Annotated in this window: 6 protein-coding genes; all 6 read right to left on the bottom strand. The window is 66.8% G+C overall.

The annotated features are described in order from the left end of the window. Window positions 1–236: 236 nt before the first annotated feature. Entirely contained in the window at window positions 237–1,142 is a 906-nt protein-coding gene (locus KAZ48_09930) for an HAD hydrolase family protein (GenBank protein MBP7973108.1), read from the bottom strand. 25 nt (window positions 1,143–1,167) lie between these two features. Beyond that, on the bottom strand, window positions 1,168–2,484 hold the full coding sequence (gene serS, locus KAZ48_09925; GenBank protein ID MBP7973107.1) for a serine--tRNA ligase: 1,317 nt from the start codon (window positions 2,482–2,484) through the stop codon (window positions 1,168–1,170). Window positions 2,485–2,635: 151 nt separating this feature from the next. Beyond that, the gene (locus tag KAZ48_09920) at window positions 2,636–3,205 is read right to left on the bottom strand and encodes a bacterial proteasome activator family protein (GenBank protein ID MBP7973106.1); all 570 of its coding nucleotides are present in this window, start codon (window positions 3,203–3,205) and stop codon (window positions 2,636–2,638) included. A gap of 121 nt (window positions 3,206–3,326) precedes the next feature. Then, on the bottom strand, window positions 3,327–4,307 hold the full coding sequence (locus KAZ48_09915; GenBank protein ID MBP7973105.1) for an NAD(P)H-quinone oxidoreductase: 981 nt from the start codon (window positions 4,305–4,307) through the stop codon (window positions 3,327–3,329). 9 nt (window positions 4,308–4,316) lie between these two features. Next, window positions 4,317–5,426, bottom strand: a complete 1,110-nt coding sequence (locus KAZ48_09910; GenBank protein MBP7973104.1) for an NAD-binding protein — start codon at window positions 5,424–5,426, stop codon at window positions 4,317–4,319. 49 nt (window positions 5,427–5,475) lie between these two features. Next, a partial coding sequence (locus tag KAZ48_09905) for a hypothetical protein (protein ID MBP7973103.1) occupies window positions 5,476–6,605 on the bottom strand: 1,130 nt, incomplete at its 5' end.

Raw genomic sequence — 6,605 nt, 5'->3', positions numbered from 1 at the left:
TGGTTCATCCGAGACCGCGACTGCGGCGTCGGTTATTGACGACTCAATCAACGTAGCACCGGTTCAGGCACACCTAGGTGGGTGCTTTGTGCCTGTGGATTACTTTCTGTAACGCTGTTTTGTGGGTCAGGTCACGATTTCTGCTGCAAACAGGCACTCTGTGTAGTGTCCACAAGCAGCCGCAAGGTGCAGCACTTCACAGAGCGAAACCTGTGTTCACAGGTTGTCCACAGGCCTCAGGCGCTGTGGGAATCGCCGGAGGCCGCAACGATCCGTTCGATCAGCCCTGCGACCCCGTCCTCCGTGTGCGGCGGAAGGATGCGATCGGCTCCCACCTCGGCTAGGACATGGGCGTGCGCGTTGCCGACCGCCCAACCCTCGCCCGCCCACCGCAGCATCGGCAGGTCGTTGGGCATGTCGCCCACGGCGATCACGTCTTCGCGCGCGATCCCGTGGGTCTTGGCCAGCCACGCGACGCCGGACTCCTTCGACGTGGTGGCGGCTGATAGCTCGAGCAAGACACTGCTCGGAGTCGAGTGGGTCACGGTCACCACGCCGGCGAGGACCTCCGTGAGTTGAACCATCGTGTCGTCGGGATCGAGAAGTCCGCCGTCCGGCCCACGGGCCAGCAGCTTGACGACATCGCCGCGAGCGATGAGGTCGGCGATCGGAGCGACGGGTGCCTCGATCGGAATGCCCAGACGTGCGCGGAAGCCGGGCTCGTGCCCAAACTCGGTGTTCGTCAGCGGAGCTTGGTCGTACGGGTTGTCGGTTGGCGTGGAACGAAGAGGCGTGCCCGCTCGGACATTCTCCACTCCGAACGTCGCGCCTGGCATGAACTCCCGGATCCGAGCAACCGCCTCGTTCGCGGCCTCGCCGGCGATCGGGAACGTCTCCTCGACGACTCGCTTGTCCAGGTCAATGAGCACCGCACCGTTGGCGGCGGCGGCGTAGCCGTGCCACCCGGTCTGGTTCGCTACTGGAGCCAACCAGCGGGGAGGTCTGCCGGTGACGAGTGTGACGAGGAGTCCGTTGCGCCGGGCCAGCTCGAGTGCGGCCGCGGAGCGTGGCGAGACCGTGCCGTCGGGTTGCAGCAGCGTGCCGTCGAGGTCGGTGGCGATCATCCGGCGCCGGGTCGTCATCTTGGTTCCTGGCGCCGCATCGCGGCTAATTGTTCGCCAGCTCGGCGCGGCCACCCAGGAAGGGCTGCAGCGCAGCCGGAACCCGAACCGAACCGTCGGCCTGTTGGTGGTTCTCCAACAGCGCGACGATGATCCGGGTCATCGCGCACAGCGTGCCGTTGAGGGTGGCCACCGGAGCGACACCGTCGCCGTCGCGGGTGCGAATCCGCAGCCGCCGGGACTGGAACGACGTGCAGTTCGACGTCGAGGTGACCTCCCGGTAGCGCTGCTGGGTCGGGACCCACGCCTCGCAATCGAACTTGCGGGCCGCGCTGGCGCCGAGATCGCCGGACGCGACATCGATGACTCGGTACGGGAGCTCAAGCGCGTCGAGGAATTCCCGCTCCCAGGCCAGCAGCCGCAGGTGCTCGGCGTCGGCCTCCTCCGGTTGGCAGAACGAGAACATCTCAACCTTGTCGAACCAGTGGACCCGGAAGATTCCGCGGGTGTCCTTGCCGTGCGACCCGGCCTCGCGGCGGAAGCACGGCGAATACCCGACGTAGCGCAGCGGCAACGAGGACGCGTCGAGCACCTCGTCCATGTGGTACGCCGCGAGCGGGACCTCGGCCGTTCCGACCAGATACATGTCGTCGGCCTCTAGCCGGTAGACGTTCTCGGCAGCCTGGCCCAGGAACCCGGTCCCTTCCATCGCGGCGGGCTTGACCAACGCGGGCGGGATCATCGGGATCAGGCCGTTGCCGGTGGCGAGCTTCATCGCCAAACCCAACAGCGCGAACTCAAGTTCCGCGCCGACCCCGGTCAGGTAGTAGAAGCGGCTGCCCGAGACCTTTGCGCCGCGTTCGATGTCGATAGCCCCGAGGAGTTGGCCGAGCTCGACGTGGTCGAGCGGCTGGAACCCCTCTGCCGCAAAGTCGCGTGGAGTGCCGACGGTTTCGACGAGCTCGAAGTCCTCCTCGCCACCGACGGGTGCGCGGGTATCAATCAGGTTCGATAGCGCGGCGACGGCCTCGGTTGCCTGCGCATCGGCACTTCGCTGGGCAACTTCGGCGTCCTTGACGGCCTCGCTCATGGTGGCGGCCTGCTCCATGAGGGCGTCGAGTTCGACCAGGATCTCGCGTTTCTGACCGTCGTTGTCGGCCTTGCGCAGCTTGCCCTGCAGCGGGCCGATCTGCTTGCCGAGGCGCTTCTGGTCGGCGCGAAGGTCATCGAACGCTCCAGCGGCAGCCCGGCGGGCCTGGTCGGCAGCCAGGGCCGCATCCACGAGCGTGGGGTCCTCGCCACGAGCCTCCTGCGATGCGCGTGCTCGGTCCGGATCGTCGCGCAGAACCTTCAGATCAATCACCCCCCGAGCCTAATGACCCGGCGAACCTGCCGCCCGGGAACCCCATTCGGACTTTGCTACCGCAACACCCCGTAGGCGCGGCCCGTTAGGGCACGCGCCCGGGGTGTTGCGGTAGCAAAGTGGAACAGGGGTTACCCGCTGAGCGTTGGCGTTACAAATACGGGCCGCTGTGGCCGGCGCCTTGGCCGGGTGGGACTGGGCCGCCGTCGTCGGGATCCATGCCGGAACCGATAGCGGCGCGCCGACGCATCTCCTCGAACTGCGCCCGGGCGGCCATCTGCTGAGCGAACATCGCGGTTTGGATGCCGTGGAACAGCCCCTCCAGCCACCCCACCAACTGCGCCTGGGCGATCCGGAGTTCGGCATCGCTGGGCGCAGACCCTTCCTCGAACGGCAGCGTCAGCCGCTCAAGTTCCTCGACGAGTTCGGGGGCCAGGCCTTCCTCAAGCTCGGTGATCGACTGGGCATAGATCTCTGCGAGCCGGGTGCGGCTGGCTTCATCGAGTGGAGCCGAGCGGACCTCGTCGAGCAGTTGTTTAATCATGCTGCCGATCCGCATCACCTTGGCGGGCTGCTCAACCAAATCGACCAGCGAAGCGTTGTCGTCGTCAGCGACGACGACAACCTGGCTCGATTCGTCGCCGACGGACGAACTTTCGGCGGAGATGTCGTCGGCGTCGGAGGCAGAGTCAGAGGGCGAGTCAGAGGGAGGGAACGTCATGGTCCAAGTGTCGCACCAGGCCGTAGGGGAAACCCTTGCGACTTTGCTACCGCAACACCCCGGGCGCGTGCCCTAAAGGGCCGCGCCTACGGGGTGTTGCGGTAGCAAAGTGGAACAGGGTTCACGGGACCGTCAAGATGATCTTCCCGACGTGGTGGCTGTCCTCCATGCGCTGATGCGCGGCGGCGACCTCGCTGATCGGCAGCACCGAATCAACGATCGGCTTGATCCGACCGTCCTCGATCAACGGCCACACACGGTCGACGACGTTGGCGCAGATCTGCGCCTTCTGCTCGACGGCTCGACTCCGCAGCGAGGTCGCGTGAATCGCGGCACGCTTGGACAGCAGCGTCGCGAGGTTCAATTCAGCCTTGATCCCGCCCTGCATGCCGATCACGACGAGCCGGCCGTCGACAGCCAGCGCATCGACATTGCGTTGGAGATACTTGGCTCCCATGTTGTCCAGAATGATGTCCGCACCGCGGCCGCTGGTCACGTATTTGACGTCCTCGACGAAGTCGCCTTCGTTGTAGTTGATCAGCACTTCGGCGCCCAGGTCACGGCAGATGGCGAGCTTCTCCGCCGACCCGGCCGTCACCCCGACGGTCGCACCGAACGCACGCGCAAGTTGGATCGAAAACGTGCCAATTCCGCCGGCACCGCCGTGCAGGAGGACGAAGTCGCCAGCCGCCATTCCGGCCACGTCGGCCAGGTTCGACCACGCGGTGCAGGCGACCTCGGGGATGCCCGAAGCCTTGATCACGTCGATTCCCGCGGGCAACGTCATCACTTGACCCACGGGAGCCACCACACGCTGGGCGTAACCGCCACCGGTCAGCAGCGCGCAGACCGAATCGCCGATGCGGGACTCGTCCACGTCGGGTCCAACCGCAGTCACGATCCCAGAACACTCCAGCCCCAGAATGTCCGAGGCGCCGGGTGGCGGCGGGTAGAAACCCATACGCTGCAGCACATCTGCCCGGTTCACCGCCGTCGCGGCGACCTCGATGAGCACCTCACCGGGACCCACTTGCGGGTCCGGCACCTCTTGCCATTGCATCGACTCGGTTCCACCCGGATTGGCAACGACCACGGCGTACACGCGTTCTCCCTAGATCTCGTCAGCGACTTTGGCGCGGGTCGACTCGTTCGTCGCGTGCTGAATGACGACGACGCGGTCGGCCGCCTGCAGGTGCATGTCGCCAGCGACATCGAACCGGTGTACGTGACCCTGCCGAACGACGGCGAGCACGATGGCGCCCCGATCTGCCAAGTCGCCAACGGGGATCCCGTATTCAGTCGGGTCGACCGGTCGTTCCTTGACCTCAAGGCCTTGGCCCGGCTCGATGAGGTCCTCAAGGATCGCGCCAGCGGTTGGCGAAACCAGCGAGATGCCCATGAGACGGCCGGCGGACTCAGCCGTGGTGATCACCGAGTCGGCTCCCGATTGCCGCAAGACCGCCACGTTCTGCAACTCGCGAGCCGCAGTGACGATGGTGGCGTTGGGCGCAAGTCGGCGACAGCTCAAAGTAACCAGGATCGAGGTGTCGTCGGCATCCAGGGCGATGACGACGCGGGCTGCCCGTTCGATGCCGGCCCGCAGGAGGATGTCGTCGCGGCGACCGCTGCCGACCACGCCGACGCACCCCATGGTGGTGGCCTCCTCGACGGAGTCGCGGTCGGTGCTGATAACCACGATCTGCGCCGCGTCACCGCCGTTGTCCAGCAGGGCCTGAACGGCCGCCCGGCCCTTAACTCCGAACCCGATCACGATGGTGTGGTTGCGCACTTTCTTCCTCCAGCGGGCTTCGCGGTATTCGGCTCGGGTGCGGGCGGTGAGGACTTCCAAGGTGCTGCCGACCAACACAATCAGGAAGATGATGCGCAGCGGGGTGATGATCACGGCGCTGATGAACCGCGCCCAGTCCGAACTGGGGACGATGTCGCCGTAGCCGGTCGTGGACAGGGTCACGGTGGCGAAGTAGAAGCAGTCCAGTGGGGTGAGCATCGTCCCGGGGTCACCTTGGCTGTCGGTATAGCCGCCGCGGCCGAGGTACACCAGGACCGTGGTGAAGATCAGGACGCCGAACGCGATGCCGAACCGCCAGTACACCGCCGACCAAAGGCTCTCCCGCCGACCGAGGAAGAACGACCCTCGTGAACCGAGCCCGCCCTTGGGGACGGTCAACCCCTCGGCGTTGGATTTGCGTGCGGCTTCCACGCTGAGAAACCTAAGCCGTACGCGCGGCTCGTCGCTTGCTGTGGCGTCCCTACGGCAGCGGGAGGATCGTGACTGACTCGTTGAGGCGGGCGCCACCTGGTGGGATGACCGCCAGGCCGGTTGCGCGGGAGAGGGCGAAAAGCCCGCCTGGGCCACCCGGGCGAACCAGCGACACCCCCGCCGTGCGCGCGCCGGTCGTGGTCACCGGCAGTAAGGAGGTCAGGTGGCGATCACCGGGAAGCGGCTCGTTCATTCGCTCATGGTTGGCCGGGTCCGGTAGGCCGGTGAGTGCGGCGAGGATCGGCGAGAGCAGCGTCACCAGCGTCGCGATCGCGTCGGCAGGTGACCCACCGCAGTGAATCAGCGGCCGACCGTCCTGCAGTTGTGCGAGCAACATGAAGCGCCCCGGCTTGCCGAGCACACCATCGACCAGCACGTCGGCATGCATGCCTTGTAGAACTCGACGCAGCGCCGCGTCGGAGGACAGTCCAGTCGTGACGATGACATCGGCGATCACGTCGTCGATCTCTTCGATGAGTTCCGCGTCGCCCGTTGTCACCCAGCGGGCGGGCTGTGCGCGACCCCGCAGTCCGGCGATCCAGCCGGGCAAGGCAGGGCTGACGGCATCGCGGGCAAGGCCGGCTCGCGGGACGCCTCGGTCGAGGGCATCGGTGCCGATGCGGATCAGCCCCACCGATGGCATCGGGATCATCGAAACCTCGTCGTTGCCTGCGGATGCGGCCAGTGCAGCGACCGCAGGGGTCACGCGTTCACCGGCGGGCAGCAACTCCGAGCCGAGACCGGCGTCGCTGCCGCGGGCGCGAACGCCAGACCCGGGCTCGATGTAGCTCGAACCTGAGGTCCCCGTACCGCCTGGCCCGGCCAGCTTGAGGAGTTCGCCTTCCACCCGGCAGCGGTTCGCCGCGACCACGCCGGTGACGCCTTGTCCGAGTGGTTCACCAGCGCTCGCGGGCGCGGCCTGGCCATCGCGCAGGAGCACGTGCTCGCTGGAGTCGTGATACTCCATGCTGGCCAACATGTCCCGCCGGGTAGGACGGCGAACGCGCCATGGTCCCGGGCCCGCCACTGCCCAGCCATCGGTGGTCGCGACGTCGTAGGCGGGCATGTCGGTGCGAGCGAGCAGCGGTTCGGCCAGGACCCCGCCGACCGCCTCCTCCG

It is taken from the genome of Candidatus Nanopelagicales bacterium (assembly GCA_018003655.1).
GTDB lineage: Bacteria > Actinomycetota > Actinomycetes > S36-B12 > UBA10799 > JAGNDY01.
Note: the sequence above shows the minus strand (reverse complement) of the source record. Positions and strands in the feature narration are given on the sequence as shown.